The 26,947-nt window shown below is 69.0% G+C and carries 21 protein-coding genes and 1 pseudogene; 20 read left to right on the top strand and 2 right to left on the bottom strand.

The genetic code is table 11. The features are described from left to right. Positions 1-26 precede the first annotated feature (26 nt). The 5 genes from OHS16_RS12745 to OHS16_RS12725 all read left to right on the top strand — a co-directional run bounded on the left by OHS16_RS12745 (position 27) and on the right by OHS16_RS12725 (position 7,010). A complete protein-coding gene (locus tag OHS16_RS12745; RefSeq protein WP_328537299.1) occupies positions 27-2,972 on the top strand; it encodes a LysM peptidoglycan-binding domain-containing protein in 2,946 nt (981 codons plus the stop codon). 154 nt (positions 2,973-3,126) lie between these two features. After that, positions 3,127-4,341 carry a cyclic dehypoxanthinyl futalosine synthase gene (gene mqnC, locus OHS16_RS12740; RefSeq protein WP_328537298.1) on the top strand — a complete coding sequence of 405 codons (1,215 nt, stop codon included), beginning with the start codon at positions 3,127-3,129 and terminating at the stop codon, positions 4,339-4,341. A 7-nt stretch (positions 4,342-4,348) separates the two neighbouring features. Continuing rightward, a complete protein-coding gene (locus OHS16_RS12735) occupies positions 4,349-4,852 on the top strand; it encodes an imidazolonepropionase-like domain-containing protein (RefSeq protein ID WP_328537297.1) in 504 nt (167 codons plus the stop codon). 350 nt (positions 4,853-5,202) lie between these two features. After that, positions 5,203-5,901 (top strand): demethylmenaquinone methyltransferase, encoded by a 699-nt coding sequence (locus OHS16_RS12730; protein WP_328537296.1) that lies wholly within the window; start codon positions 5,203-5,205, stop codon positions 5,899-5,901. A 143-nt stretch (positions 5,902-6,044) separates the two neighbouring features. Continuing rightward, positions 6,045-7,010, top strand: a complete 966-nt coding sequence (locus OHS16_RS12725) for a zinc ribbon domain-containing protein (RefSeq protein ID WP_328537295.1) — start codon at positions 6,045-6,047, stop codon at positions 7,008-7,010. Positions 7,011-7,057: 47 nt separating this feature from the next. Here OHS16_RS12725 and OHS16_RS12720 read toward each other — a convergent pair whose 3' ends face one another. Beyond that, positions 7,058-7,597: a GNAT family N-acetyltransferase gene (locus OHS16_RS12720; protein WP_328537294.1), complete on the bottom strand. Its 540-nt coding sequence runs from the start codon at positions 7,595-7,597 to the stop codon at positions 7,058-7,060. A gap of 50 nt (positions 7,598-7,647) precedes the next feature. Between OHS16_RS12720 and OHS16_RS12715 the strand changes: the two genes are divergently transcribed. Continuing rightward, the gene (locus OHS16_RS12715) at positions 7,648-9,006 is read left to right on the top strand and encodes a geranylgeranyl reductase family protein (protein WP_328537293.1); all 1,359 of its coding nucleotides are present in this window, start codon (positions 7,648-7,650) and stop codon (positions 9,004-9,006) included. Between the two features lie 134 nt (positions 9,007-9,140). Here the strand turns inward: OHS16_RS12715 and OHS16_RS12710 are convergent, their stop codons facing one another. Then, entirely contained in the window at positions 9,141-9,938 is a 798-nt protein-coding gene (locus OHS16_RS12710; protein ID WP_328537292.1) for a C40 family peptidase, read from the bottom strand. Between the two features lie 709 nt (positions 9,939-10,647). Here OHS16_RS12710 and OHS16_RS12705 point away from each other — a divergent pair. From OHS16_RS12705 to nuoN, 14 genes and pseudogenes are all read left to right on the top strand, one after another. Next, positions 10,648-11,007, top strand: coding sequence for an NADH-quinone oxidoreductase subunit A (locus tag OHS16_RS12705; RefSeq protein WP_250299117.1), 360 nt, complete (start codon positions 10,648-10,650; stop codon positions 11,005-11,007). Positions 11,008-11,026: 19 nt separating this feature from the next. Further along, positions 11,027-11,581 carry a NuoB/complex I 20 kDa subunit family protein gene (locus OHS16_RS12700; protein ID WP_328537291.1) on the top strand — a complete coding sequence of 185 codons (555 nt, stop codon included), beginning with the start codon at positions 11,027-11,029 and terminating at the stop codon, positions 11,579-11,581. Further along, positions 11,509-12,324: pseudogene (locus OHS16_RS12695) on the top strand (NADH-quinone oxidoreductase subunit C); the annotation flags it as partial. The gene OHS16_RS12700 and the pseudogene OHS16_RS12695, both read left to right, overlap by 73 nt. Then, the gene (locus OHS16_RS12690; RefSeq protein WP_328537289.1) at positions 12,324-13,661 is read left to right on the top strand and encodes an NADH-quinone oxidoreductase subunit D; all 1,338 of its coding nucleotides are present in this window, start codon (positions 12,324-12,326) and stop codon (positions 13,659-13,661) included. The pseudogene OHS16_RS12695 and the gene OHS16_RS12690, both read left to right, overlap by 1 nt. 26 nt (positions 13,662-13,687) lie before the next feature. Then, positions 13,688-14,500: an NADH-quinone oxidoreductase subunit NuoE gene (nuoE, locus tag OHS16_RS12685; RefSeq protein ID WP_328540821.1), complete on the top strand. Its 813-nt coding sequence runs from the start codon at positions 13,688-13,690 to the stop codon at positions 14,498-14,500. Then, complete coding sequence (nuoF, locus tag OHS16_RS12680) at positions 14,500-15,891, top strand: NADH-quinone oxidoreductase subunit NuoF (RefSeq protein WP_328537288.1); 1,392 nt, start codon at positions 14,500-14,502, stop codon at positions 15,889-15,891. Before nuoE ends, nuoF begins: the two co-directional genes overlap by 1 nt. Then, on the top strand, positions 15,888-18,458 hold the full coding sequence (locus OHS16_RS12675; RefSeq protein ID WP_328537287.1) for an NADH-quinone oxidoreductase subunit G: 2,571 nt from the start codon (positions 15,888-15,890) through the stop codon (positions 18,456-18,458). The genes nuoF and OHS16_RS12675 overlap by 4 nt, the downstream gene beginning before the upstream one ends. Before the next feature lie 32 nt (positions 18,459-18,490). Beyond that, positions 18,491-19,813, top strand: coding sequence for an NADH-quinone oxidoreductase subunit NuoH (gene nuoH / locus OHS16_RS12670; RefSeq protein WP_328540820.1), 1,323 nt, complete (start codon positions 18,491-18,493; stop codon positions 19,811-19,813). Continuing rightward, positions 19,806-20,462, top strand: a complete 657-nt coding sequence (gene nuoI, locus OHS16_RS12665; protein ID WP_328537286.1) for an NADH-quinone oxidoreductase subunit NuoI — start codon at positions 19,806-19,808, stop codon at positions 20,460-20,462. The genes nuoH and nuoI overlap by 8 nt, the downstream gene beginning before the upstream one ends. Further along, entirely contained in the window at positions 20,459-21,340 is an 882-nt protein-coding gene (locus OHS16_RS12660; protein WP_328537285.1) for an NADH-quinone oxidoreductase subunit J, read from the top strand. Before nuoI ends, OHS16_RS12660 begins: the two co-directional genes overlap by 4 nt. Then, entirely contained in the window at positions 21,337-21,636 is a 300-nt protein-coding gene (gene nuoK / locus OHS16_RS12655; RefSeq protein WP_250299134.1) for an NADH-quinone oxidoreductase subunit NuoK, read from the top strand. The genes OHS16_RS12660 and nuoK overlap by 4 nt, the downstream gene beginning before the upstream one ends. A 14-nt stretch (positions 21,637-21,650) precedes the next feature. Then, positions 21,651-23,546, top strand: coding sequence for an NADH-quinone oxidoreductase subunit L (gene nuoL, locus OHS16_RS12650; protein WP_328537284.1), 1,896 nt, complete (start codon positions 21,651-21,653; stop codon positions 23,544-23,546). A gap of 5 nt (positions 23,547-23,551) precedes the next feature. Beyond that, positions 23,552-25,171, top strand: a complete 1,620-nt coding sequence (locus OHS16_RS12645) for an NADH-quinone oxidoreductase subunit M (RefSeq protein ID WP_328537283.1) — start codon at positions 23,552-23,554, stop codon at positions 25,169-25,171. Beyond that, complete coding sequence (nuoN, locus tag OHS16_RS12640; protein ID WP_328537282.1) at positions 25,168-26,820, top strand: NADH-quinone oxidoreductase subunit NuoN; 1,653 nt, start codon at positions 25,168-25,170, stop codon at positions 26,818-26,820. The genes OHS16_RS12645 and nuoN overlap by 4 nt, the downstream gene beginning before the upstream one ends. Positions 26,821-26,947 lie beyond the last annotated feature (127 nt).

Genomic DNA, 26,947 nt, shown 5'->3' with positions numbered 1-26,947 from the left:
CGCTCCCTCCACACAGGACACCCGCCATGGCGCGCACCAATCCCGGCTCGACGGGCGGCCCGACCAATCGGACGCCGCAACCTCTGCCCCGCCGGCGTACCGCCGGTGACATCGGCAAGGCGTTTTTCGCGTTTCTCGCGCTCGCCGGGCTGCTGCTCGCCGTGCCACTGGCGCTGTCGACCCAGGGCTGGCCGCTGCCGCACAGCATGCCGTCCGTCGACATGGTGCAGCAGCAGATCACGGTCGACACCTTCGTCAACATCCTGGTGGTCGTGGTCTGGCTGGCCTGGGCGCAGTTCGCCGCGTGTGTGCTGGTCGAGATAAAGGCGGCGGTCTCCGGGGTCGGGATGCCCTCGCACATTCCCGGTGCGGGGCCGAGCCAGATGCTGGCCAGGCAGCTGATCGCAGCGCTGCTCCTCGTGAGCGCCACCGCCGCGAGCTTCGCACCCGGGATCTCGCAGTTGGGGCAGTCGCTGGAGTCGACGCACAAGCCGACCGTGGCCGCCGCCCAGCAGGCTCCCGGGATCGGCTCGGTGCAGCAGGCGCAGGCGGCGATGGCCCAGCAGGCCGAGGCGCAGGCGGAACAGGCGAGTGTGCACACCGGCCCCAGCGCCGACGGGGCGACGAAGTTCTACCGGATCAATCCGCCCGAGGGCCGGCACCACGACTCGCTGTGGGAGATTGCCCAGCGGCATCTCGGGGACGGGCGCCGGTACAAGGAGATCTACCAGCTCAACAAGGACCGGACGCAGCCGGACGGTACCAAGCTGTCCGAGGCCAGCCTGATCCGGCCCGGTTGGATCATGGAGATGCCGGCCGACGCGCACGGCGGTGACGTCGTGGAGATGCCCGACCAGGCGCCGAAGATCTCCGAGTCGCTCCAGCAGCAGATCTCCGAGTACGCCAAGTCCGGGGACCACAAGCAGCAGCCGGCGCAGCAACAGGGCGGCAACCGGGTGGACAACCCCACCGCACAGATCTCGGTCCCCGAGCAGCGGCTCCCGAACGCGCCGCTCCCGAACGCGCCGCTCGGGGACTCCGGCGCGGTCGCCGAGGCGCCGTCGCAGGGCTCGGACATGGCGTTCGCGCTGTCCACCGCGCTGATCGGCGCTCCGCTGCTCGCCGCCGGTGTGCTCGGCGCGCTTGGACGGCGCCGCCGGATGGCGCTGTGGCAGTCGGCGATGACCGCGGTGGCCGGGCGGCGCGGCATGGAGCCGCCGGTGCCCACCGGTGACGAGGCCGATGTCCACGACGCGCTGCTCGTCGGGGCCGACCCCGAGGCCGTGCACTTCCTGGACCTGGGACTCCGTGGCCTCTCCGCCTCCCTCGCGACCGAGAACCGTGCCCTGCCGGTCGTCTACGCGGCGTGGCTGACCGATGGCGACCTGCACCTCCAGCTGGCGCAGCCTGCCGGGCAGCCGCCCGCGCCGTGGGAGCAGGGCCAGGACCAGACGTTCTGGAGGCTCGAGCGGTCGGCGGTGTCGGCGTACGAGGGGATCGACCAGGAGACCGCGGCAGCGCCGTACCCGGGTCTTGTCAGTCTCGGGACCCGTGATGACGCGCGGCTGTTGCTGAATCTGGAGGCGGTGCCCGGCATGGTCGCGCTCGGCGGTCCGGCGGTTCAGCGTGCCGCCGTGCTGTCCTCGGTCGCGGCCGAGCTGGCGACCAATGGGTGGTCGGACCGGATGACGGTGACCGTGGTGGGCTTCGGCGCCGAGCTGAGTCCGCTGGCGCCGACCCGGCTGCGTCATCTGGGATCGGTGGACGAACTGATCGAGACGCTCGGTGCGGAGATCGGGCAGCGTCGTACGGCGCTCGGTGCGGCGGGCCATGACTCGGTGCTCACCGGGCGGATGGGACCGGCGCAGCAGACCCGCTGGGCGCCCCACCTGGTGCTGGTCGCCGACCAGCCGACCGCCGGCGAAGCCACCGCGCTGGCCGAACTGACCTCCGACTCGGGAAGGCTGGGCATCGGCTGCCTGATCGGTACCGATCAGGGTGAGCAACTCCCCGGTGCCACCTGGGACTTGGAGATCACTCAGGAAGGCGCGCTGCTGGCCCCGCTGCTCGGCCTGGAACTCGCCGCGCAGCTGCTCCCGCAGGCGCAGCACGAGGCCGTGGTACGGCTCTTCGCCGACGCGGATCCGCAGGGCGACGGGCCTGAGCCGGCCCGTCCCTTCCTGGTCGACATCACCGAGCAGGGACGCCCCGCGGTGTACGCGAGGCTGGTCGGCCCCTACGAGATCATCGGCCTCGAGACGCCGGACAGCGAGCGCAGTGTGCTGCTGCACGAGGCGCTGGCGCTGCTGCTGCTGCACCGTGAGGGGGTGCATCCCCGGGTTCTGGCCTCGGCGATGTGGCCGCGGGGTGTCACGCCGGAGGTGTGCGACGCACTGATCGAGCGGCTGCGGGTGTGGCTCGGCACGGACGAGGACGGCTCGGCCCGGCTCCGTACGGATGTGACCGGGCGGCTCACCCTTGCTCCTTCGGTCGTGTCCGACCTGGATGTGCTGCGCTCGCTCCATCACGAGGCGACGGAGGGGCGTGGCGCCCGTCGTGCCTCGGTGCGGGAGCGGCTGCTGACCGATGCGCTCGGGCTGGTGCGCGGGCCGTTGCTGGCCGACCGTACGGAGGGCCGCTACACCTGGCTGGCCCACGAGATCATCGACACCCAGCTGCCTTTGCTGGTGGCCGATGTGGCGCTCGCGCTGTCCGCGCACCATCTGGAGCAGGAGCAGCCGGAGAAGGCGATCGCCGCCCTGAACGCGGCGGTTGCGGGGTCGTCGGCGGACGAGCGGCTGTGGAACGAACTGCTGCGGGCGACCCATGCGACGGCTGACGAGTCGAGGCTGCGTGAGCTGGCGGCTGACCTGGCGGCGCGCAGCGGGGCCCGTGGGCTGCCGCCGCGGACCGAGGCCCTGCTGGACGAGCTGCTGCCCGGGTGGCGTGCAGAGGTCTCAGCGGCGGGGTGATGACCCGGGGCAGGCGCCGGGCCGCACCCGACGGCCGGCGCCTCCGCCCGCCCGCCATGGGCGGACAACGGGGCAAAGGGGGCGCGGCCAGTTGCTCGCGGGCCTGGCGTAGGCTGGCTCGGTCGTCAGTAGCCCCTTGGGAAGGACCCGCCCGGTGACCGAGAACGCCGACCTTACGTCTGTAAATGTCGCAGCCGTCCTCGACCGTGCCGCCGCCGGTGGGCGCATTACCCCCGAGGAAGCGCTCGTCCTGTACCGGTCGGCGCCGCTGCACGCGCTGGGCTCCGCGGCCGACGCGGTGCGCCGACGTCGTTACGCCGGCACCGAGCACATCGCCACGTACATCATCGAGCGCAACATCAACTACACGAACGTCTGCGTGACGGCGTGCAAGTTCTGTGCCTTCTACGCCGCGCCCAAGGACACCGCGAAGGGCTGGACCCGCGACCTCGACGACATCCTGCGCCGCTGCGCGGAGACCGTGGAACTCGGCGGTACGCAGATCATGTTCCAGGGCGGACACCACCCGGACTTCGGGGTGGAGTACTACGAGGAGCACTTCTCGGCGATCAAGAAGGCGTTCCCGCAGCTGGTCATCCATTCGCTGGGCGCATCCGAGGTCGAGCACATGGCGCGGATCTCCGAGGTCTCGGTGGAAGAGGCCATCACGCGGATCCACGCCGCCGGGCTCGACTCCTTCGCCGGTGCCGGCGCCGAGCTGCTGCCGGAGCGGCCGCGCAAGGCGATCGCCCCGCTCAAGGAGTCGGGTGAGCGCTGGCTGGAGATCATGGAGGCGGCTCACCGGCTGGGCGTGGAGTCGACGTCCACGATGCTGATGGGCACCGGCGAGACCAATGCCGAGCGGATCGAGCACCTGCGGATGATCCGTGACGTGCAGGACAGGACGGGCGGCTTCCGCGCGTTCATCCCGTACACCTACCAGCCGGAGAACAACCATCTGAAGGGCCGTACCCAGGCCACGCTCTTCGAGTACCTGCGGATGATCGCCATCGCCCGTCTCTTCCTGGACAACGTGGCGCACATCCAGGGCTCCTGGCTGACCACCGGCAAGGAGGTCGGCCAGCTGTCGCTGCACTACGGTGCCGACGACCTGGGTTCGATCATGCTGGAGGAGAACGTGGTCTCGTCTGCGGGTGCCAGGCACCGGTCGAACCGGATGGAGATCATCGACCTCATCCGCAAGTCCGGCCGGGTCCCCGCCCAGCGGACCACGACCTATGAGCACATCGTCGTCCACGACGACCCGGCGAACGACCCGGTCGACGACCGTGTCGTCTCGCACATCTCCTCCACCGCGATCGAGGGCGGCACCGCCCACCCCGAACTGAAGCTGCTCGACGCCAACTGAGGCTCCGTTGATCACCCTTCACCGGGCGCGCACGTGTGCGGTCGTCGTCGACGGCGACCGCGTCGCGGCCCTCGGCCCTTACGAGGAACTGGCCGCGGTGTACGGCGGGCAGGCCCGGCTCCGGGAGTGGGACGGGACGCTGACACCAGGCCGGTACGAACCGGACGCGCCCGCGCTGCTCGAAGCCGCCTACTGGCCCGACCCCCGTGAGGACCTCGGCTGCGAACCTCTCACGGGCGGGACGCTGGCGGCGCTCGCGATGACCGACGTGCGCTGGGGCGCGAGCGCCCGGCGCGGACTGCAGCGGCTGCTGGCTGCGGGAACGACCGCGGTCGCCGGCCCGTTCGCCCGCCCCTCTGTCCGTACCGCTGTCGAGCGTTCCGGTCTGCCGGTCCTTCCCGCACCGCGGCCGCTGACCGTCTCCGGGCGCGCCGACTTCGCGGTACTGGGGGATGACAGCGCCTGCCTGGTGACCTGCATCGGCGGCCGGCTGCTGTACCGGGCGCGCTGACAACCCGCGGGCAGGGGCCGGGCAGCACCGAACGCAGACCCGGGCCGGTGGGACCCAGGGGGTGCCAAAATACGCGAACACTCCCGGGCGACAGCTTCGAGGCTCGGGCGGAACCCCGCGATCAGGTGCCCAGGGGGGCACGGCAGTAGGCCCGGGGCCCGGCCCGGACGGCATTTTCGGGGCGGGGTCCGGGCGCGACGCCCCAGCCGTCGGCGTACGCCTCGACGATCAGCAGTCCCCGACCGTGCCGCGGCGGACCCGAGCGCCCGCGACGGGCCGCCGCGGACGTCGTTCCGGCCCGGCCGCCACCCTGTGGCCGCGGGCGGGGACCCGCACGACACAATGGGAGGGTGACCCGAGCATCCCTGGACAAGCAGCCGCATGAAGTCGCCTCGATGTTCGACGACGTGGCGGCGAACTACGACCTCACCAATGATGTGCTCTCTCTCGGGCAGGCGCGGCTGTGGCGCAAGGAGGTCGCCAAGGCCGTCGACGCCCGGCCCGCGCAGAGGATCCTCGACCTCGCCGCGGGGACCGCGACGTCCTCACTGCCCTTCGCCGCGACCGGCGCGTACGTCGTGCCCTGCGACTTCTCGATCGGCATGCTCAGGGTCGGCAAGGTGCGTCATCCGCATCTGCCGCTGACCGCGGGCGACGCGACGAAGCTGCCCTTCCGCGACGACGTCTTCGACGCCGTGACGATCTCCTTCGGGCTGCGCAACGTCCAGGAGACGGACGCCGCGCTGCGTGAGCTGTACCGGGTCACCAAGCCCGGCGGCCGGGTGGTGATCTGCGAGTTCTCGCAGCCGACCTGGGCCCCGTTCCGCACCGTCTACACCGAGTACCTGATGCGCGCGTTGCCGCCGGTGGCCACCGCGGTGTCGTCCAACCCGGACGCGTACGTCTACCTCGCCGAGTCCATCCGCGCCTGGCCCGACCAGCCGGCGCTCGCGGCCCGTCTTCAGCAGGCCGGCTGGGCGGATGTCGCCTGGCGCAATCTGACCGGCGGTGTGGTGGCACTGCACAGGGGATTCAAGCGGACCGACTGATCCCGGTGCCGCTCCGGCACCGAGGGCAACTGTCCGCATCCGTACGGTGATTCACGGGAACCGCGGCAGAAGAAGATGTGTCCGTTTCCTTATACGGAGCTTACGGTCACTGATTTCTCCTTCTGGCATCCCGGAGCGTCCCCATGCCGTCGTACTGCCCGGACTGCGGAGCCGCGTCCCCGGACGAGGCCCGGTTCTGCATGTCCTGCGGATGTGAGCGTCAGCTCGCGCCGCCCGGCCACCCGCCCACGGTCGTGGTGCATCCGCCCCCGCCGCCTCCCGGACACGCCCTGGGCCCGGCCGCGCCGTCGCCCCCGGGCCGGTTCCCCGGCCGGGCCTTCCGCGGCGACCGGGCCGTTGCGGGCAGCGGGAGGGCCGGTCCGGACTCCGCGGCGCCGGGCGCCGGGAGGCGCCGGGCGCTCGTCTGGTCGGCCACGCTGGCCGCCGCGGTGCTCGTCGGCGGTGGCGCCACCGCAGGGGCGCTGCTGCTCCAGGGCAGCCACGGGAAGCAGGAGAACACCGCGGGGCAGGACGACAGCCGGGCGGCCGCGAGCCCGGAACCCGCACCGTCCCGGCCCGCCGCAGCCCCGGCAACCTCCGACGTCACCCCGGAGGTCCCGCAGACCGACACGCCGCCCGTGTCCGATGTCCCGGTCGTCCCCGAGGGCTACCGCGCGGTCATCGACCCGGCCGGATTCTCGTTCGCCGTCCCCGGCCTCTGGAGCCGGACCGGCGAGAAGAACCACCAGACCGAGTACGCCGGACGCACCGGCATGGCGAAGCTTCTCGTCGGCGTCACCGCGAACGTGCCGTACACGTCGTACGAGAACTTCCGGAGCATCGAGCGGACGGCCAGGGCCAACCAGGAGGACTACCGCAGGATCCGGCTGGCGAGGAACATCTTCCGGGGCCGGCCAGGCGCCATCTGGGAGTACACCTACGCCGACAGGGACACCGGCGGGACCATCCACTCGATCGACCAGAGTTATATCGACGCCGGCGGCACCGAGTACGCGATCTACACCACCGACCACGACACGCAGTGGCAGCAGGCCAGGGAACGGTTCGACACCGCGCTCTCGACCTGGGCCGTCCCCGGCATGGACTAGGCCGGAGGTGAGGAGCAGAGGGGCGGACGGGACTTCTTCCTTACGGACTAGGGCCGGGCGCCGACGCCGCCGGGGGCCCGGAGGTCGAGCCGGAAGCAGTACGCCGTCACCTTCGACACCGGGGTCGTGTAGGTCTCCGCGTGCTCCATGCCGAGCCGCCTGGTGACCGCGATCGACCGCGCGTTGCGGGAATCGACCATCGCGACCACCCGCTCGGTGCCTGCCGCCCGTACCCGTTCCAGCGTGGCGTGGGCGGCGGCGGTGGCGTAACCGCGCCCCCAGTGGGCCCGCCCGAGCCGCCAGCCGATCTCGATCTCGCCCACGGGGCCGAAGGACTCGTGCGGCCACGGCTGTGCGCCGGTGAAGCCGATGACTGATTCGTCCTCGTCGAGCATCGTCCAGAAACAGAAGCCGTGCTCGGCGTCGTGTCTGCGCTGCCGCGCCGTCAACTCCTCGTAGACCGACAGCTCGGCAGGGGCCCCGCCATGGAATTCCATGACGTCGGGGTCGGCGAATACCTGATGCCAGGCATAGGCGTCCTCCTCGGTGGGGACGCGCAGCCGGACGGCAGGCAGAGGCTTGTTCACTTGGGGCTCACCCTTCAGCGGATCGATCAGGACGCCCCCATAGACTGCACTTGTCCAGCGCCGTTCGGACAGTACTTGCAAGGTGCCGTTCGGCACGTGAAACCGAGTCTTCGGGAGATCCCGCCGTGACCGAGCCCCTCTCCGGGAACACCGCAGATGTGATCGTCGTCGGTGCGGGCCCGGCCGGCTCCACGACCGCGTACTACCTGGCGAAAGCCGGACTTGATGTCCTGCTGCTGGAGAAGACCGCGTTTCCGCGTGAGAAGGTCTGCGGCGACGGGCTGACCCCGCGTGCCACCAAACAGCTGGTGTCGATGGGGATCGACATCTCCGAAGAGGCGGGCTGGCTGCGGAACAAGGGCCTGCGGATCATCGCGGGCGGTGTCCGCCTCCAGCTGGACTGGCCGGAACTCGCCTCCTACCCGGACTACGGACTCGTTCGCAAGCGCGACGACTTCGACGAGCAGCTGGCCCGTCAGGCCCAGAAAGCCGGCGCACGGCTGCACGAGCGCTGCAACGTCGGCGCACCGATCACCGACGAGCGCACCGGCCGGATCACCGGCGTGCACGCCAAGATGGGTGAGGAGAAGGCCCCGGTCACCTTCCACGCCCCGCTGGTGGTCGCGGCCGACGGCAACTCCACCCGGCTCTCGATCGGGATGGGGCTGCACCGGCGCGAGGACCGCCCGATGGGCATCGCGGTCCGTACGTACTTCACCTCACCCCGTCACGACGACGACTACCTGGAGTCCTGGCTCGAACTCTGGGACCGGCGGGGCGCCCAGGACCGGCTGCTCCCCGGCTACGGCTGGATCTTCGGTATGGGCGACGGCACATCCAATGTCGGCCTCGGCATCCTCGACTCGTCGTCCGCCTTCAAGGAACTCGACTGGCGCGAGGTGCTGAAGGCATGGTGCGCGTCGATGCCCGAGGACTGGGGCTACACCCCGGACAACATGACGATGCCGATCCGGGGCGCGGCGCTGCCGATGGCCTTCAACCGCCAGCCGCACTACACCAAGGGTCTGCTGCTCGTCGGTGACGCGGCGGGGATGGTCAACCCGTTCAACGGTGAAGGCATCGCCTACGCCATGGAGTCGGGCCAGATCGCCGCGGACGTGATCGTCCAGGCGAGCGCCAGGGCGACCCCCGCCCAGCGTGAACTGGCGCTGCACAGCTACCCCAAGATCCTCAAGGACACCTACGGCGGCTACTACACGCTGGGCCGCGCCTTCGTGAAGCTGATCGGCAACCCGAAGGTCATGAAGATCGCCGCTCAGCGCGGTCTCACCCACCCCATGCTGATGAAGTTCGCCCTGAAGATGCTCGCGAACCTCACGGACCCGTCGGGCGGGGACGCGATGGACCGAGTCATCAACGGCCTCTCGAAGGTCGCTCCGAAGGCCTGACAGCCGTTCTGAGAGCCCCGGGGCCCCGCGGGCCCTGTGCCGGACGCAACGAAGGGCCGCCGTCCCCGAGCGGGGGAACGGCGGCCCTTCGTCGTATGTCAGTAATAAGGGTGAATCGGGCTGTTCGGCGTAAATCAGAGAACGCGGACCGCGCCGGTCGGCTGGTCGTAGCTCAGCGGGTGCTCGACCACGCCGGTGCTCGGGTTCTGCGCGCCGACGAACTGGCCGCCGCCGACGTAGATCGCCACGTGGTACGCGCTGCCCGCGCTGCCCCAGTACAGGATGTCGCCGGGCTGCAGGTTGTCCAGCGACACCTGGGTGCCCGCGGTCGACTGGCCCTGGGAGACGCGCGGCAGGTCGACGCCGATGGACTTGTACGCGGCCTGGACGAGGCCGGAGCAGTCCCACGAGCTCGATCCGGTGCCGCCCATGACGTAGGCGTCGCCGATGTGCGACTGCACGAAGCTCACGATCGAGGCGGCGGAACCGGTCGCCTGCGACGTGCTGGAGCTGCTGGAGGACACCGCGCTCAGCGTGGTGCGGGCGGCGGAACGCGAAGCGCGCTCGGCAGCGGCGGCCTTGGCCTTCGCCTTGGCGGCGGCTTCGGCCTTCTTCTTGGCCTCTGCCTTGTGGACTGCCTCGGCCTTGGCCTTTTTGGCAGCCTTCGCCGCGTCCTTGGCCGCGGCGTCCTGCTGAGCCTGCTGCTGGAGGTCGGCAGCGGCCTGCTCGGTGGCGGAGGCAACCTGCTCGGCGCTGAGCGTGGGCATCTGGATGGTCGTCTCGGCCACCGGCTCAGCGGCGTTTGCCGGGACTGCGGCGCCTGCCACTGCGATGGTGCTGAGAACGCCACCGGCAACTCCGGCCCGGAGCGCTGTCTTGGTGGCGCTCCGGCGGGGCTTCCGGTGGCTGGGTATGTGAGCGGTGTGGGACATGAGAACTACCGCTATCAGGCATGCGCGGTTCCCTTCAACAAACGTGTGTTGCGCCACAGTTACGAATGGAAGGCCCAATTCCGGTTATTCGAGGCCCTTATTGACGCCCAAACGGGCAATACGGGCACAGGCGATCATGGTTGTGATCACGGTCTTTCAGGAATACGCCCGAATTGCCCGACGCCTACCATCCGTTCACGAGGTTGGCCAAGCCCTGTTTTTCCGGCGGGGCGTCCGAGTGAGGCAGGTCACTCGGTGATGACCGGTCACATCGCCGCCCGCTCGTGAATGAGCGCACTTGTCCACTTCGGCCTCCCGGCTCCACCCGGACGGGTGCGCGGCAGGCACCTATCACCCGTCGCCGTTCCACCGCCAATTTGCGTACCCAGGTCCTGACTTGATAGTGGCGCACGGCTCCGACCAGCGACGACACCACCAGATGTCACGTCTCGTGACCGCCCGGGCGCTTCGCGTATGAAGATCACCGCTCATCCGACTTCATGATCGTTCGTCAGGTGGTGGAGATCACAAAGCCGCAGTCGTACCCCGTGTCGCAGATCACAGACCGTCGGGCATAGGATGCGCAGCAGTCGGGCTTGTGACCTGCTTCACATATTCGCGATCTTCGTCCGGACGACGGGGGAGCGAGGCGGACGAGCCGGCCCGGCGCGGTCCACACGGTCAAGGACGACTGGAAGGAGCGAGGAGCGTGAATGCCTACGCGCCCATCCTCGTGCTCGGCGCCCTCGGGGCAGGGTTTGCGATCTTCTCCGTGGTCATGGCCACGCTAATCGGCCCCAAGCGCTACAACCGGGCGAAGCTCGAGGCGTACGAGTGCGGTATCGAACCCACACCCACGCCGGCCGGAGGCGGCCGCTTCCCCATCAAGTACTACCTGACGGCGATGCTCTTCATCGTCTTCGACATCGAGATCGTCTTCCTCTACCCCTGGGCGGTCACCTTCGACTCCCTGGGGCTTTTCGGGCTCGTGGAGATGCTGCTCTTCGTGCTCACCGTCTTCGTCGCCTACGCGTATGTGTGGCGGCGCGGCGGTCTGGAATGGGACTGAGGGGCTGAGGGGCACACCAATGGGACTCGAAGAGAAGCTGCCGAGCGGCTTTCTGCTGACCACCGTCGAACAGGCCGCCGGCTGGGTGCGGAAGTCCTCCGTCTTCCCGGCCACCTTCGGCCTCGCCTGCTGCGCCATCGAGATGATGACGACAGGGGCGGGCCGGTACGACCTGGCGCGCTTCGGCATGGAGGTCTTCCGCGGATCGCCGCGGCAGGCGGATCTGATGATCGTGGCCGGCCGGGTGAGCCAGAAGATGGCACCCGTGCTGCGGCAGGTCTATGACCAGATGCCGAACCCCAAGTGGGTGATCTCCATGGGAGTTTGCGCATCGTCGGGTGGAATGTTCAACAATTACGCGATTGTGCAGGGTGTGGACCACATCGTCCCGGTCGATATCTATCTGCCCGGTTGTCCGCCACGTCCCGAGATGCTGATCGACGCCATCCTCAAGCTCCACCAGAAGATCCAGGGCTCCAAGCTCGGGGTCAACCAGGTCGAAGCGGCCCGCGAGGCGGAGGAGGCGGCCCTCAAGGCGCTCCCGACGATCGAGATGAAGGGGCTGCTGCGGTGAGCGACGACCACGAGCGGCACGAAGACAACGGCGCGGTCCCCGCCCCCCGCGACGACACGGGCGAGGTCATCGGCGTACGCACCGGAATGTTCGGCGCCCGCAACGGCGGGGACACCAGCGGGTACGGCGGTCTCGTGAGGACCGTGGCGATGCCCGGCCGCACGAACCGGCCGTACGGGGGCCCGGGCGGCTCGGACGCGCACGGCTGGTTCGACGAGGTGGCCGACGAGCTGGAGGGAGCCCTGGAAGAACAGGGCATCGTCCCCGGCAACGCCATCGAGAAGACGGTCGTCGACCGCGCCGAACTCACCTTCCACATCGACCGCGAGCACCTGGTGACCGTGGCGCGCACCCTGCGTGACGACCCCGCGCTGCGCTTCGAGCTGTGCACCGGCGTGAGCGGGGTCCACTTCGCCAATGACAAGGGCCGCGAGCTGCACGCCGTCTACCATCTGCGCTCGATCACGCACGGCCGGCTGATCCGTCTGGAGGTCAGCGCGCCGGACGCGGATCCTCATGTCCCGTCCCTGGTCGAGGTCTATCCGACCAACGACTGGCACGAGCGCGAGACATACGACTTCTTCGGCCTGATCTTCGACGGCCACCCCGCCCTCACCCGGATCATGATGCCGGACGACTGGCAGGGCTTCCCGCAGCGCAAGGACTACCCCCTGGGCGGTATCGCCGTCGAGTACAAGGGCGCCCAGATCCCGGCTCCGGACCAGCGGAGGTCGTACAACTGATGTCCACTCCACATGCTTCCGCCTCACACGCTTCGGCCCGCGAGACGACCGAGGGGACTGTATATACAGTCACCGGCGGCGACTGGGACGAAGTCGTCCAGTCCGCCGCCGAGGCCGACGACGAGCGCATCGTCGTCAACATGGGCCCGCAGCACCCGTCCACGCACGGGGTGCTCCGGCTGATCCTGGAGATCGAGGGCGAGACCGTCACCGAGGCCCGCTGCGGCATCGGCTACCTCCACACCGGTATCGAGAAGAACCTCGAGTTCCGGAACTGGACGCAGGGCACCACCTTCGTCACGCGCATGGATTATCTGACGCCCTTCTTCAACGAGACGGCGTACTGCCTGGGTGTCGAGAAGCTGCTCGGCATCGAGGAGCAGATCCCCGACCGGGCGTCGGTCGTCCGCGTGATGCTGATGGAGCTCAACCGGCTCTCCTCGCACCTGGTGGCCATCGCCACCGGAGGCATGGAGCTGGGCGCGACGACGATCATGATCTATGGCTTCCGTGATCGTGAACTCATTCTCGATCTCTTCGAGCTGATCACCGGGCTGCGGATGAACCACGCGTTCGTCCGGCCCGGCGGACTGGCCCAGGACCTGCCCCCCGGCGCGGTGGACCAGGTGCGCGAGTTCGTGAAGACCATGCGCAAGAACCTGCCGGAATACGACAAACTCGCCACCGGCAACCCCATCTTCAAGGCACGGATGCAGGGCGTCGGCCATCTCGACCTGGCCGGCTGCATGGCACTCGGTGCCACAGGCCCGATCCTGCGCTCCGCGGGACTGCCGCACGACCTGCGCAAGACCGACCCGTACTGCGGCTACGAGAACTACGACTTCGAGGTCCCGACCGCGGACACCTGCGACTCCTACGGCCGTTTCCTGATCCGCATCGAGGAGATGCGGCAGTCGCTGCGCATCGTCGAGCAGTGCCTGGACCGGCTGGAGCCGGGCCCGGTCATGGTCGCCGACAAGAAGATCGCCTGGCCCGCGCAGCTCGCGATGGGCCCGGACGGGCTCGGCAATTCGCTCGACCACATCAAGAAGATCATGGGCACCTCCATGGAGGCCCTGATCCACCACTTCAAGCTGGTGACCGAGGGCTTCCGGGTCCCGGCCGGTCAGGTGTACGCCGCAGTGGAGTCGCCCAAGGGCGAGCTCGGCGTCCATGTGGTCTCGGACGGGGGCACCCGCCCCTACCGGGTCCACTACCGCGACCCCTCGTTCACCAATCTGCAGGCCATGGCGGCGATGTGCGAAGGCGGCCAGGTCGCCGACGTCATCGTCGCTGTCGCGTCCATCGACCCCGTGATGGGAGGCGTTGACCGGTGACGGACGTCGCTCCGACGAGCCTCGGTATGCCCCAACTCCCCGCTCCCGACTACCCGGCCGACGTACGCGCCAGGCTCGAAGCGGATGCGAAGGAGGTGATCGCCCGCTACCCGGACAGCAGGTCGGCCCTGCTGCCGCTGCTGCACCTGGTGCAGGCCGAGGAGGGTTACGTCACCCGCACCGGCGTCCGCTTCTGCGCCGATGTCCTGGGCCTGACCACCGCCGAGGTCACCGCGGTCTCCACCTTCTACTCCATGTACCGGCGCAAGCCGAGCGGCGACTACCAGGTCGGTGTCTGCACCAACACGCTGTGTGCGGTGATGGGCGGGGACGCCATCTACTCCGCGCTGCGTGAGCACCTCGACGTCGGCGACGGGGAGACCACCGAGGACGGCAAGGTCACCCTGGAGCACATCGAGTGCAACGCGGCCTGCGACTTCGCGCCGGTGGTGATGGTCAACTGGGAGTTCTTCGACAACCAGACCGTCGACTCCGCCAGGCAGCTGGTCGACGACCTGAGGGCCGGAGAGCAGGTCGCCCCCACTCGCGGCGCGCCGCTCTGCACCTACCAGGAGACCGCGCGCATCCTGGCGGGCTTCCCCGACGAGCGCCCTGGAGCGGTCGGAGCCACCGGCGGTGCGGGAGCGCCCTCGCTGGTCGGACTGCGGCTCGCCAAGGGCGAGACGTCGCAGCCGCGGGTCGTGTCCCCGCGCGGTGAGTCCGTCAAGGACGCACCCCAGCCCGGATCCGAGCACCTCAGCTCGCACGACGCACCGCAGAAGACTTCGGCGTCCGACCCGGAACACCCGGCCGGACCCGTGGCTGAGGAGGGGGAGTGATGACCTTGGCAACCGAGTTCAGCGGCGGTGGGAACGGCGAGGGCGGAGGCAACCACGTGAGCACCCCCGAGAAGCTGCTCACGCCGGTCCTCTCGGCCTTCTGGGACCAGCCGGATTCCTGGACCCTGGAGACGTACAAGCGGCACGACGGATACGAGGGCCTGAAGAAGGCGCTCGCCATGGCGCCCGACGACCTCATCGCGTATGTGAAGGACTCGGGTCTGCGCGGTCGTGGCGGTGCGGGGTTCCCCACCGGAATGAAATGGCAGTTCATTCCGCAGGGCGACGGAAAGCCGCACTACCTGGTCGTCAACGCGGACGAGTCGGAGCCCGGGACCTGCAAGGACATCCCGCTTCTCTTCGCCAATCCGCACTCCCTCATCGAGGGGATCGTGATCGCCTGCTATGCGATCAGGTCCTCGCACGCCTTCATCTATCTGCGGGGCGAGGTCGTCCCCGTGCTCAGGCGGCTGCACGAGGCCGTGCGTGAGGCCTACGAGGCGGGCTACCTCGGCAGGGACGTGCTGGGCAGCGGACTCGACCTCGACATCACCGTGCACGCCGGAGCCGGCGCGTATATCTGCGGTGAGGAGACCGCCCTGCTCGATTCCCTGGAGGGCCGCCGCGGCCAGCCAAGACTCCGGCCTCCCTTTCCCGCCGTCGCCGGGCTCTACGCATGTCCCACTGTGGTCAACAACGTGGAATCCATCGCGTCGGTTCCCGCGATCCTGCACCGGGGCAAGGACTGGTTCAAATCCATGGGGAGCGAGAAGTCCCCCGGCTTCACGCTCTATTCACTGAGCGGGCACGTCACGAGTCCGGGCCAGTACGAGGCGCCCCTCGGCATCACGCTGCGCCAGCTCCTCGACATGAGCGGCGGCATCAGGCAGGGCCACCGGCTCAAGTTCTGGACCCCGGGCGGTTCGTCGACCCCGATGTTCACCGACGAACACCTCGACGTCCCACTGGACTACGAGGGAGTGGGCGCGGCCGGATCGATGCTGGGGACCAAGGCCCTGCAGTGCTTCGACGAGACCACCTGTGTGGTGCGGGCGGTCACCCGCTGGACCGAGTTCTACGCCCATGAGTCGTGCGGCAAGTGCACCCCCTGCCGTGAAGGCACCTACTGGCTGGTCCAGCTGCTCCGGGACATCGAGGCCGGCAAGGCCGAGATGGCCGACCTGGACAAGATCAACGACATCGCCGACAACATCAACGGCAAGTCCTTCTGCGCACTCGGCGACGGCGCGGCCTCGCCGATCTTCTCCTCGCTCGCGTACTTCCGCGCGGAGTACGAGGAGCACATCACCGGCAAGGGCTGCCCCTTCGACCCCGCCAAGTCGACCGTGTGGGCCGACGAGCCCACCCGAAACACGGAGGTGAACGCATGACAGTGACCACCAACAGCGCTCCCTCCGGGGGCGGCGAGGCGGCAGTGCCGCCGGAGGACCTGGTGTCGCTGACCATCGACGGCATCGCGATCTCGGTCCCCAAGGGGACCCTGGTCATCCGCGCCGCCGAACTGCTCGGCATCGAGATCCCGCGCTTCTGCGACCACCCTCTCCTCGACCCGGCCGGCGCCTGCCGCCAGTGCATCGTCGAGGTCGAGGGCCAGCGCAAGCCGATGGCCTCCTGCACCATCACCTGCACCGACGGCATGGTCGTCAAATCGCAGCTCACCTCGCCGGTCGCCACGAAGGCGCAGGTGGGGGTGATGGAGCTGCTGCTGATCAACCACCCGCTGGACTGCCCGGTCTGCGACAAGGGCGGCGAGTGCCCGCTGCAGAACCAGGCGATGTCGCACGGCGCAGCGGACTCCCGCTTCGACGGCAGGAAGCGGACGTTCGAGAAGCCGGTACCGATCTCCACCCAGGTGCTGCTCGACCGTGAGCGGTGTGTGCTCTGCGCCCGCTGTACGCGCTTCTCCAACCAGATCGCGGGCGACCCGATGATCGAGCTGCTCGAGCGCGGCGCGCTCCAGCAGGTCGGAACCGGTGAGGGTGACCCCTTCGAGTCGTACTTCTCCGGCAACACCATCCAGATCTGCCCGGTCGGCGCGCTGACATCGGCTGCCTACCGCTTCCGGTCCCGCCCCTTCGACCTGGTGTCGTCGCCCTCTGTCTGCGAGCACTGCGCCGGCGGCTGCGCGAGCCGCACCGACCACCGGCGCGGCAAGGTCATGAGGCGGCTCGCCGCCAACGACCCCGAGGTCAACGAGGAGTGGATGTGCGACAAGGGACGCTTCGGCTTCCGTTACGCACAGCGCCCCGACCGGCTGACCACACCACTGGTCCGTAACGATGACGGCGTCCTGGAGCCGGCGAGCTGGCCTGAGGCGCTGCGGAAGGCGGCCGGCGGACTGGCGGCCGCGCGGGGCCGGGCCGGGGTGCTGACCGGTGGCCGGCTCACCGTCGAGGACGCCTACGCCTACGCCAAGTTCGCGCGCACCGCCCTCGACACCAACGACGTCGACTTCCGCGCCCGGGTGCACTCCGCCGAGGAGGCCGACTTCCTGGCCGCCCGGGTGGCGGGCCGCGGCAGGGACCTCGACGGCAGCGGCGTCACCAACATCTCGCTGGAGAAGGCCCCGGCCGTACTCCTCGTCGGATTCGAGTCCGAGGAGGAGGCCCCCGGGGTCTTCCTGCGGCTGCGCAAGGCGCACCGCAAGCACGGCCAGCGCACCTTCTCGCTCGCCTCGCACGCGACGCGTGGTCTGGAGAAGGCGGGCGGTGTACTGCTCCCCGCAGCGCCGGGTACCGAGACCGAGTGGCTCGACGCCATCGCGGGCGGGGTGGGGCTCGACGCCGAAGGACAGCAGGCCGCCGAAGCGCTCCGCACCGAAGGCGCGGTGATCATCGTCGGAGAGCGCCTGGCGTCCGTTCCCGGTTCCCTGACCGCAGTCGTGAGGACCGCTGCGGCCACCGGCGCCGAGCTGGTCTGGATCCCCCGGCGGGCAGGCGAGCGCGGGGCCATCGAGGCCGGTGCGATCCCCGTGCTGCTGCCCGGCGGCCGCCCCGCGACAGATCCGCGCGCCCGCGAAGAGGTGGCCGCACTCTGGGGCGTACGGGAACTCCCGCACCGCTTCGGACGCGACACCGGCCAGATCGTCGAGGCCGCGGCCACCGGCGAACTGGGCGCCCTGCTCGTCGCCGGAGTGGAGACCGCGGACCTGCCCGACCCGGCCAGGGCGCGTGAGGCGCTCGACAAGGTCGGCTTCCTGGTCTCGCTCGAGCTGCGGCCCAGCGAGGTCACCGAGCGGGCCGATGTGGTCTTCCCGGTGGCCGCGGTCACCGAGAAGACGGGCACCTTCCTCAACTGGGAGGGCCGGGCCAGGCCGTTCGAGGCGGCGCTGAAGCCGGAACAGATGACCCGAACCCTCGCGCCCGCCGACTCCCGGGTGCTGCACATGCTCGCCGAAGCCCTCGCCGACGCTGGCGGCGTCGGCGGACCGGGGCGGTTCGGGCTGCCGGACATCACGTCCGTACGCAGGGAGATGGACCGGCTCGGCGCCTGGACCGGACAGCACGCGGACAACCCGTCGCCCAGTTCGCCGCTCCGGGCCGGCAGGGGAGGCCCGGGCGAACCGTCGCCCGCGCTGCCCCGCCCGGCCGAGGGCGAGGCTGTTCTCGCGGGACACCGGCTGCTGCTCGACCAGGGTCTGCTCCAGCAGGGCGACGAAGCCCTGGCCGGCACCAGGCATGCGGCGGTCGCCAGGCTCTCGGCGGCAACCGCGGCCGAGACCGGCGTCAAGGACGGCGATGTACTCGCGGTCACCGGCTCCCGCGGGTCGGTCCGGCTCCCGCTCCAGGTCACCGATATGCCGGACCGGGTGGTCTGGCTGCCGCTGAACTCGACGGGCGGCGGCGTCATCAGCGACACCGGAGCCCGTCCTGGCGAACTGGTGCGGATCTCCGCCGCACCTGCCGCAGCCGCGGCCACGACGGAGGTGGAGGCGTGACGAACTACTACCTCGCAGCCGAGGACCTGTCGATGTTCGGACGGGACCCCTGGTGGCTCGTCGTCATCAAGGCCGTCTTCTGCTTCGCCTTCCTGATGATCACCGTGCTCTTCTCCATCGTGTGGGAGCGCAAGGTGGTCGCCTGGATGCAGCTGCGCATCGGGCCCAACCGGCACGGCCCCTGGGGCATGCTCCAGTCGCTGGCCGACGGCATCAAGCTGATGCTGAAGGAAGACCTGATCGTCAAACGGGCCGACAAGGTCGTCTACGTCCTCGCGCCGATCGTCGCAGCGATCCCCGCCTTCATGGCCATCGCGGTGATTCCCTTCGGTCCCTCGGGCAACGAGGTGTCGATCTTCGGCCACCGTACGACGATGCAGCTCACCGACCTGCCGATCGCGATGCTCTACATCCTCGCGGTCGCTTCGGTGGGCATCTACGGCATCGTGCTGGCGGGCTGGTCGTCCGGCTCGACCTATCCGCTGCTCGGCGGTCTGCGGTCCTGCGCGCAGATGATCAGCTACGAGATCGCGATGGGAGCGGCCTTCGCCTCGGTCTTCCTCTACTCCGGGTCGATGTCGACCTCGGCGATCGTCGACGCCCAGAAGGACCGCTGGTTCATCGTCCTGCTGCCGGTCTCCTTCATCATCTACATCGTCACGATGATCGGTGAGACCAACCGTGCACCCTTCGACATGCCGGAGTCCGAGGGAGACCTGGTCGGCGGCTTCAACACCGAGTACTCGTCGATCAAGTTCGCGATGTTCATGCTGGCCGAGTACGTCAACATGGTCACCGTCTCGGCGGTCTCCGCGACGCTCTTCCTCGGCGGCTGGCGGGCCCCGGCGCCGATCTCGACGTACTGGGAGGGCGCGAACCACGGCTGGTGGCCGATGCTCTGGTTCGTGATCAAGGTCCAGCTGCTGCTGTTCGGCTTCATCTGGCTGCGCGGCACGCTGCCCCGCGTCCGCTACGACCAGCTGATGAAGCTGGGCTGGAAGGTCCTGATCCCGGTCTCGGTGGTCTGGCTGATGCTGGTCGCGACCGTACGGGCGCTGCGGAACGAGAACTACGACTTCACCTCGGTGGTGCTGTACGTGGCCGGGGCCGTCGTGGCGATCCTGCTGCTCTCCTTCGTGTACGACATCTTCCGCGACAAGCGGGAGAAGGCGGCGGCCGAAGAGGACCGTCCCGAGGCCGAGTTCGACCCGATGGCGGGCGGATTCCCCGTACCGCCCCTGCCCGGGCAGACCCTTCCGCCGGTACCGCGGCGGCGCTCCCGCTCCGAGCGGGAGCTGATTGTCAGTGGTGGCGTGGACACTGTGAGTGACGGAAAGGAGGCTGACGATGCCTGACCGCTCTTCCGACGGGGACACCCCCAAGACCCCGTGGCTGAACCCGGTGGCCGGCTTCGGCGTGACCTTCAAGGCCATGTTCAAGAAGCGGCTGACCGAGCAGTACCCGGAGCAGGAGAAGACCACGGCGCCGCGCTTCCACGGGCGGCACCAGCTCAACCGGCATCCGGACGGCCTGGAGAAATGCATCGGGTGCGAGCTCTGCGCCTGGGCCTGTCCGGCGGACGCGATCTACGTGGAGGGCGAGGACAACACCGAGGAGGAGCGTTACTCCCCGGGCGAACGCTACGGCCGCGTTTATCAGATCAACTACGCCCGGTGCATCCTCTGCGGACTCTGCATCGAGGCATGCCCGACCAGGGCGCTCACGATGACCAACGAGTTCGAGCTGGCCGACACCAGCCGGGCCAACCTGATCTACACCAAGGAGCAGCTGCTCGCCGGGCTCGAGGAAGGCATGGTCGAGTCGCCGCACTCGATCTTCCCCGGCACCGACGAACAGGATTACTACCGGGGCCTGGTGACCGAGGCCGCGCCCGGCACGGTCCGCCAGGTCGCGGTCTCCAAGGGCGAGTCGCCCGGCCGGGAGCAGTCCGCGTCCGCGCGGTCCGAAGGAAGCGCTCAGGCAGGAGAGGGGGCGGAGCGGTGAACACCCTTACCTCCACCGGTGAGGCCTTCCAGTTCTGGGTGCTCGGCACGGTCGCGGTGATCGGCGCACTCTCCACCGTGCTGATGAAGAAGGCCGTGCACAGCGCGCTGAGCCTCGCCGGGACCATGATCATCCTGGCGGTCTTCTATCTCGCCAACGGCGCCTACTTCCTCGGCGTCGTCCAGATCGTCGTCTACACCGGCGCGATCATGATGCTGTTCCTCTTCGTGGTCATGCTGGTCGGTGTCACGGCCGCGGACTCGCTCACCGAGACCATCAAGGGGCAGCGCTGGCTGGCGCTGGCCTGTGGACTCGGCTTCGGGATCCTGCTGATCGCGGGCATCGGCAACGCCTCGCTCTCCCACTTCACCGGACTGGGTCAGGCCAACGCCGGCGGCAATGTGGAGGGGCTCGCGGCCCTCATCTTCACCAAGTACGTCTTCGCCTTCGAGATCACCGGTGCTCTGCTGATCACCTCGGCGGTCGGCGCGATGGTGCTCACCCACCGGGAGCGCACCGAGCGGGCGAAGACCCAGCGCGAGCTGGCCGCGGAGCGGGTGCGCGGAAAGCAGCTGCCGCCGCTGCCCGCTCCCGGTGTCTACGCCCGGCACAACGCGGTGGACGTCGCGGGACTTCTCCCCGACGGCACACCGGCCGAGCTCACCGTCATGCAGACGCTGCGCCAGCGCGGTCAGATCCGTGATGTGTCCAGCGAGGCCCTGGCCGATCTCAGGGCCCTGGAGAAGCGGTCGGAGGAGCGGCTCGGCCGGGATGCGGGACACGGCCACGACGTCGAACTCGCCGGCGACCGTGACTCCGCGTACGACCGGGACCACGGTCACGACCGCGGCCGTGACGAAGAGGAGGCGACGAAGTGAATCCGGTCAACTATCTGTATCTCGCCTCGCTGTTGTTCACCATCGGCGCGGCCGGGGTGCTGATCAGGCGGAACGCCATTGTGGTCTTCATGTGCGTGGAGCTGATGCTCAACGCCTGCAACCTGGCGTTCGTCGCCTTCTCCCGTATGCACGGCAATCTCGACGGCCAGGTCATCGCCTTCTTCACGATGGTCGTTGCCGCCGCCGAGGTCGTGGTCGGGCTCGCGATCATCGTGTCGCTCTTCCGTTCCCGCCACTCGGCCTCGGTCGACGACGCCAGCCTGATGAAGCTGTAAGGGGTCGCTGAACAGTGGAGAACCTGATTGCGCTGCTGATTGCAGCGCCTTTGCTCGGAGCGGTCGTCCTGCTCTGCGGTGGGCGGCGGTTCGACCGCATCGGCCACTGGCTCGGCACGCTGTTCGCCGGCGCGTCGTTCGTGATCGCCGCGATCCTCTTCGCGGACATGCTCGGCAAGAACGCCGACGACCGGGCCCTGCACCAGTACTTGTTCAGCTGGGTTCCGGTGGCCGGCTTCAAGGCCGATGCCGCCTTCCAGCTCGACCAGCTGTCGATGACCTTCGTGCTGCTGATCTCCGGTGTGGGCACGCTGATCCACATCTACTCGATCGGCTACATGGAGCACGACGAGCGGCGCCGCCGCTTCTTCGGCTATCTCAACCTCTTCCTCGCGGCCATGCTGCTGCTGGTCCTCGCCGACAACTACCTGCTGCTCTACGTCGGCTGGGAGGGCGTCGGTCTCGCGTCCTACCTGCTGATCGGTTTCTGGCAGCACAAGCCGAGTGCCGCGACGGCCGCCAAGAAGGCGTTCATCGTCAACCGGGTCGGCGACATGGGGCTGTCCATCGCGATCATGCTGATGTTCACCACCTTCGGCACCTTCGCCTTCGGGCCAGTGCTGCACTCGGCGGGGGATGCCTCACAGGGCAAGCTCACCGCAATCGGGCTGATGCTGCTGCTGGCCGCCTGCGGAAAGTCCGCACAGGTGCCGCTGCAGTCCTGGCTCGGTGACGCGATGGAGGGCCCGACCCCGGTCTCGGCCCTGATCCACGCGGCGACGATGGTGACCGCGGGCGTGTATCTGATCACCCGGTCCGGAGCGATCTTCAACGCCGCACCCGACGCACAGACCGCGGTGGTCGTGGTCGGAGCCGTGACGCTGCTCTTCGGTGCGATCGTCGGTTGCGCGAAGGACGACATCAAGAAGGCCCTGGCCGGTTCCACCATGTCGCAGATCGGCTACATGGTGCTGGCCGCCGGCCTCGGCCCGATCGGCTACGCCTTCGCGATCATGCACCTGGTCACCCACGGCTTCTTCAAGGCCGGGCTCTTCCTCGGTGCCGGTTCGGTCATGCACGGCATGAACGACGAAGTGGACATGCGGAAGTTCGGCGGGCTGCGGAAGTACATGCCGGTGACGTTCGTGACCTTCGGACTCGGCTATCTGGCCATCATCGGCTTCCCCGGCCTGTCCGGCTTCTTCTCCAAGGACAAGATCATCGAGGCGGCCTTCGCCAAGGGCGGTACCGAGGGCTGGATCCTCGGCGGCGCGGCTCTGCTGGGCGCCGGGATCACCGCGTTCTACATGACCCGGGTCATGCTGATGACGTTCTTCGGCGAGAAGCGCTGGGAGGCCGACGCGGAAGGCAACCAGCCGCACCCGCACGAGTCTCCCAGGTCGATGACCATCCCCATGATCATCCTGGCCTTCGGTTCGGTCTTCGCCGGTGGGTTCTTCAGCATCGGCGACCGCTTCGTGCACTGGCTCGAGCCCATCACCGGGCACTCCGAGGGCGATTCGCCGGTCAGCGCCGGCACGGTCACCGGAGCCACCATGGTGGTCCTGGTGATCGGTGTCGCCATCGCCTGGCTGGTCTACGGCCGCAAACCGGTGCCCGCGACCGCTCCGCGCGGCTCGCTGCTCACCCGGGCGGCCCGGCGCGATCTCCTCCAGGACGACTTCAACCACGTGGTCCTGGTCCGCGGAGGCGAGCACCTCACCCGGTCGCTGGTCTATCTCGACCACACGCTGGTCGACGGCGTCGTCAACGGCACGGCCGCCTCGTTCGGCGGGCTCTCCGGCCGGCTGCGCAAGCTGCAGAACGGCTACGCCCGCAGTTACGCGGTCTCGATGTTCGGCGGCGCAGTGATTCTCGTCGCCGCGACCCTGCTGATGAGGGCGGTCTGATCACGATGTCCTTTCCTCTACTGACGGCAACGGCCGCGCTCCCGGCGGTCGGCGCGATCGCCACCGCCGCGGTCCCGGCCGCCCGGCGCACCGCCGCGAAGTGGCTCGCGCTGCTGGTCTCGCTCGGCACGATGGCGCTGGCCGCCATCCAGCTCGTACGGTTCGAACCGGGCGGCGACAGGTACCAGCTCACCGAATCGCACGCCTGGATCAAGGACTTCGGAGTGCGGTACGAGCTGGGGGTGGACGGCATCGGGCTGGCCATGCTCGCGCTGACCGCCCTGCTCGTCCCGTTCGTGATCCTGGCGGGCTGGCACGACGCCGACCCTTCCCCGGACTCTCCACTCCGTTCGAGCGAGAAAGGCGCCAACGGCGCCCGGCCGTACCGGTGGCGGCCGACGCAGGGCTTCTTCGCCCTGATCCTGGCCGTCGAGGCCATGGTGATCCTCTCCTTCGAGGCCACCGACGTCTTCCTCTTCTATGTCCTCTTCGAAGCGATGCTCATCCCGCTGTACTTCCTCATCGGAGGCTTCGGGGACCGGGCGCACGCCGGCGGCGACGAGGCAGCGGCGACCCAGCGCTCCTACGCGGCAGTGAAGTTCCTGCTCTACAACCTGGTCGGCGGTCTGCTGATGCTGGCCGCGGTCATCGGCCTGTACGTGGTCGCGGGGAACTTCTCGCTCCAGGAGATCGTCGCGGCACGGGCCAACGGCTCGCTGCACATGGCGACATCCACCGAGCGCTGGCTCTTCCTCGGCTTCTTCTTCGCGTTCGCGGTGAAGGCGCCGCTCTGGCCGCTGCACACCTGGCTGCCGAACGCCATGGGCGAGTCCACCGCGCCGGTCGCCGTACTGATCACCGCGGTCGTCGACAAGGTCGGCACCTTCGCGATGCTGCGCTTCTGCCTCCAGCTCTTCCCGGAGGCGAGCAAGTGGGCGACCCCGGTGATCCTGGTCCTGGCCCTGATCAGCATCATCTACGGTGCGCTCCTCGCGGTCGGCCAGCGGGACATCAAGCGGCTGATCGCCTATGCGTCGATCTCGCACTTCGGCTTCATCGTCCTGGGCATCTTCGCGATGACCACCCAGGGCCAGTCGGGCGCGACGCTCTACATGGTCAACCACGGGATCTCGACCGCTGCCCTGATGCTGGTGGCGGGCTTCCTGATCTCGCGCCGCGGCTCGCGGCTGATCAGCGACTTCGGCGGGGTGCAGAAGGTGGCCCCGGTGCTCGCCGGGACCTTTCTGATCGGCGGCCTCGCCACCCTGTCGCTGCCCGGGCTCGCCCCGTTCGTCAGTGAGTTCCTCGTCCTGGTCGGCGCGTTCAGTGCCTACCCGGTCGCCGGGATCGTCGCGACCCTCGGCATCGTGCTGGCCGCGCTCTATGTCCTGGTGCTCTACCAGCGGACGATGACCGGACCGGTCAAGGCCGCCGTGGAGGGCATGGCCGATCTCAAGGTCCGTGAGCTGGTCGTGGTGCTGCCGCTGATCGCCCTGCTGGTCTTCCTCGGTGTCTATCCCAAGCCGCTGACGGAGATCGTCAATCCGGCCGTGAAGCACACCATGTCCGATGTCCAGAAGAAGGACCCCCGTCCTTCCGTGCCCGCAGTGGAGGCCGCGAAGTGAGCGCAACAGCTGTCCACAGCCTGTGGACAATGGGGGCGGCCAACCCCATTGCCAAGATCCCGGCTCCGCACATCGAGTACGCGCAGCTCTCGCCGACGCTGATCGTCCTGGGCGCCGCGCTGCTGGGTGTTCTGGTCGAGGCATTCGTGCCGCGCAAGAGCCGTTACTACGCCCAGGTGTTCCTGACGGTGGTGGCGATCGCCGCGTCCTTCGCAGCGGTCGTCGCTCTCGCGGCCGGCGGCTACGGCTCCACCAAGGCGCACATCGCGGCGATGGGGGCCGTGGCGGTCGACGGACCCGCGCTGTTTCTGCAGGGCACCATCCTGCTGGCGTCGCTGGTGGCGGTCTTCACCTTCGCCGAGCGCAGGCTCGACCCCGAGGCGCACGGAAGCCGCGTCGACTCGTTCGCCGCGCAGGCCGCTTCCGTTCCGGGCAGCACGAGCGAACAGAACGCGGTCAGGGCGGGCTTCACCACCACCGAGGTGTTCCCGCTGGCCCTCTTCGCGATCGGCGGCATGCTGGTCTTCCCGGCGGCCAACGACCTGCTGACGCTCTTCGTGGCGCTGGAGGTCTTCTCCCTCCCGCTCTACCTGCTGTGTGCGGTGGCCCGCCGCAAGCGGCTGATGTCGCAGGAGGCCGCGGTGAAGTACTTCCTGCTGGGGGCGTTCTCGTCGGCCTTCCTGCTCTTCGGGATCGCGCTGCTGTACGGCTACGCAGGTTCGGTCTCCTACGCGCGGATCGCCGATGTCGTCGACGGCACGGTCCAGAACATCGACCCGGCACTCGCCTCCACCATGGGCAACGACGCGCTGCTGCTCATCGGCGGGGCGATGATTCTCATGGGACTGCTCTTCAAGGTCGGCGCGGTGCCGTTCCACATGTGGACCCCGGATGTCTACCAGGGCGCCCCGACGCCGGTCACCGGCTTCATGGCGGCGGCCACCAAGGTGGCCGCTTTCGGCGCCCTGCTGCGGCTCCTGTACGTGGTACTGCCCGGGATGCGCTGGGACTGGCGGCCAGTCATGTGGGCCGTCGCGATCATCACGATGCTCGGTGGTGCGATCGTCGCCATCACCCAGACCGACATCAAGCGGCTGCTGGCCTACTCCTCGATCGCACACGCCGGGTTCATCCTGGCCGGTGTCATCGCGACCACCCCGGACGGCATCAGCTCGGTGCTCTTCTATCTGGCCGCGTACTCCTTCGTGACGATCGGCGCGTTCGCGGTGGTCACGCTGGTGCGGGACGCCGGCGGCGAGGCGACCCACCTGTCCAAGTGGGCCGGGCTCGGGCGCCGTTCACCGCTGGTGGCCGCGGTCTTCGCGGTCTTTCTGCTCGCCTTCGCGGGTATCCCGCTGACCAGTGGCTTCAGCGGGAAGTTCGCGGTGTTCAAGGCGGCGGCCGACGGCGGGGCCGGCGCTCTTGTCGTGGTCGGTGTGATCTCTTCAGCCATCGCCGCGTTCTTCTACATTCGGGTCATCGTGCTGATGTTCTTCAGCGAGCCGAAGGCCGACGGCCCTACCGTCGCCGTCCCCTCGCCGCTGACCATGACCACGATCGGGATGGGCGTAGCGGTCACTCTGGTGCTCGGCGTCGCGCCGCAGTACTTCCTGGATCTGGCCGGCCAGGCGAGCGTGTTCGTGCGGTAACCACCGCAGGCGGCCGCCTCCCGGCCGCACTTGGCTTCGGCGGACGCCGGGCGGGCTGGATCCTTCAAGCCCGCCCGGCGTTCTGTGTGTGCGGCACGATGGAGACGGGGTGTGGTGCCACCCCATC

This window comes from Streptomyces sp. NBC_00344 (genome assembly GCF_036088315.1).
GTDB lineage: Bacteria > Actinomycetota > Actinomycetes > Streptomycetales > Streptomycetaceae > Streptomyces.
This window is presented reverse-complemented; position numbering and strand designations above follow the sequence as displayed.